This is a genomic window from Rickettsia sp. TH2014 (assembly GCF_019249195.1).
GTDB classification, from domain to species: domain Bacteria; phylum Pseudomonadota; class Alphaproteobacteria; order Rickettsiales; family Rickettsiaceae; genus Rickettsia; species Rickettsia felis.
This window is the reverse complement of the sequence record NZ_MXAX01000250.1, coordinates 1-2466: the sequence shown is the minus strand read 5'-3', so window position 1 is coordinate 2466 and position 2466 is coordinate 1. Positions and strand designations below refer to the sequence as shown.

Below are 2466 nucleotides of genomic sequence, written 5' to 3'. Positions count from 1 at the left end.
CTTTAAACTTCTGTTATATTCTTTCCAGTTGCAAACTTTTTGTAGCTTTGACATACACACCTGTGGTTAAGTTTTTTGTCAGTTTACTACTTTTCTTAGTTCGCAGCTACTTTTTTTTATATCTACGCAACAAGGTCTTGCAGGAATGACGTTTCCAAATTATTAAATAAATCCACCTATGTCCCTACAAATTATCCAGTTATTATACTTAGTTGCGGCTGTTTGTTTTATTCTGTCGCTAAAGTTTTTATCCTCACAGAAACAAGCACGTTTGGGCAGTACCATAGGTATTTTGGGGATGGTGATAGCAGTCGGCGTTACTTTTTTCCTTCCGGATTTTACTCATAAATTACTCATTATAGCAACCATATTATTAGGCGGTATAATCGGAGGGATTATTGCACTTAAAATCTCCATGACGGCAATGCCTCAATTAGTTGCCGGATTTCACTCTTTTGTTGGTCTTGCTGCGTTATTTGTAGCTTACGCTACGATACTTGCTCCTGAAAATTTTTCTATAGGAATAGCCGGAAGTTTACCGATTAATTCATTAATCGAAATATCGCTCGGAGTTTCTATAGGAGCGTTAACTTTTAGCGGTTCGGTTATAGCTTTTCTAAAACTACAAGGCTTAATGAAAAGTAGCCCGTTAAAATTCTACGGTCAGCAATATATATGCTTATTAATGGCAATAATATTGGTTATTCTAGTAATATCTTTTATTCGTTCAGAAAATATATTTTTATTTAATCTAATAGTCTTTTTATCGCTGTTAATCGGAGTATTACTAATAATACCGGTGGGCGGTGCAGATATGCCTGTTATAGTATCAATGCTAAATTCTTATTCAGGTTTTGCAACAGCCGGTATCGGCTTTACGCTTAGCAATAGCCTACTCATTATTACCGGAGCATTAGTCGGTAGTAGCGGAGCTATACTTAGCTATATAATGTGCAGGGCTATGAATCGTTCATTAATCAAGGTTATTTTTGGAGCGTTTTTGTCTGCACCTACCGGGATTAACAAGGATATAGACGACGATAAAATAGCAAAAACAAGCTGCCCTGAAGATGCGGCACATTTACTACTTAATTCATCATCGGTGATAATTGTTCCAGGTTACGGTATGGCAGTAGCCCAGTCTCAGCATATCATAAAAGAGATGGTTGTTATATTAGAACGTTCAGACATTAATGTACGTTTTGCCGTGCATCCGGTAGCAGGTAGAATGCCGGGGCATATGAATGTTTTACTTGCAGAAGCTAATATAGATTATGAGAAAGTGCTTGAGCTTGAAGAGATTAATAGAGATTTTGCTACCACCGACGTAGTGCTTGTAATTGGAGCAAATGACGTAACTAATCCTGTTGCTAAAAATGACCCGAGTAGTCCGATTTATGGTATGCCGGTACTAGATGTCGAAAAAGCACGTACTATTTTGTTTATTAAACGCTCTATGGCTTCAGGATATGCAGGTATAGAAAATGAGTTATTTTATCACGATAATACTTTTATGTTATTCGGCGATGCCAAGAAAGTAGTTGAGGATATAGTTAAGTTTCTAAATGAAGATTGACTTAAATAACTCTATTTGTTATAACTTCTTAAATTAAGCCAAAAACAATTATCATGAATTCGCAAAAAACATTACCGCTTCTGCCAAAAGCCACGGCTATGTGGTTAATTGAAAATACTTCTTTAACATTTAAACAAATTGCCAATTTTTGCGGTATTCATGAATTTGAAATAAAAGGTATGGCTGACGGTGAAGTAGCACAATCTATAAAAGGTTTAAATCCAATTGCAAACGGCCAGTTAACTTTAGAGGAAATTGAACGTTGCAGTAAAGATCCTAATGCTAATTTACAAATTTCATATAGCCCTGCTGATGAGTTGATGAAAAATCAGAAAAAACAGCGTACTAAATACACTCCTATAGCAAGGCGTCAAGATAAACCGGATGCTATATATTGGTTATTGTCTAATTATCCGAACATCCAAGACCATCAAATAATTAAATTAATAGGCACTACTAAGACTACTATAGACGCTATTAGAACTCGTAGCCATTGGAATATGAATTCTATTCGTCCCCGTGATCCCGTATTACTGGGAATCTGTAGTCAAATAGACCTGAATAAAATAGCAGAAAGCCTAAAGCCTACACAAAATCCTATAAAAGAATCATAAAATTATACTAACTTCTATCCTGAAAAAAGCTTGCTTACGTGAATTATTCTTTGATTGTTATCCAGACTATTGCGTGGATACCTAATCGTCATTCCCGCAAGGCTTTGTTGCATAGATACCAAAACCGTCATTCCTGCAAGACCTTGTTGCGTAGATATAAAAAAAAGTAGCTGCGAACTAAGAAAAGTAGTAAATTGACAAAAAACTTAACCACAAGTGTGTATGTCAAAGCTACAAAAAGTTTGCAACTGGAAAGAATATAACAGAAGTTTAAAG

2 protein-coding genes are annotated in these 2466 nt (G+C 35.6%); both read left to right on the top strand.

Annotation, left to right across the window (positions count from 1 at the left end):
- Nucleotides 1-178 precede the first annotated feature (178 nt).
- Nucleotides 179-1576, top strand: coding sequence for an NAD(P)(+) transhydrogenase (Re/Si-specific) subunit beta (locus KYQ89_RS05135; RefSeq protein WP_218460685.1), 1398 nt, complete (start codon nt 179-181; stop codon nt 1574-1576).
- Nucleotides 1577-1629: 53 nt separating this feature from the next.
- Nucleotides 1630-2190, top strand: a complete 561-nt coding sequence (locus KYQ89_RS05130; protein WP_218460684.1) for a cell cycle transcriptional regulator TrcR — start codon at nt 1630-1632, stop codon at nt 2188-2190.
- The last annotated feature ends 276 nt before the right edge of the window (nt 2191-2466 follow it).

Excerpts from the sequence above, each read along its gene's own strand:
- KYQ89_RS05135 (WP_218460685.1), top strand. The coding sequence starts at position 179 with ATGTCCCTACAAATTATCCAGTTATTATACTTAGTTGCGGCTGTTTGT.
- KYQ89_RS05130 (WP_218460684.1), top strand. The coding sequence starts at position 1,630 with ATGAATTCGCAAAAAACATTACCGCTTCTGCCAAAAGCCACGGCTATG.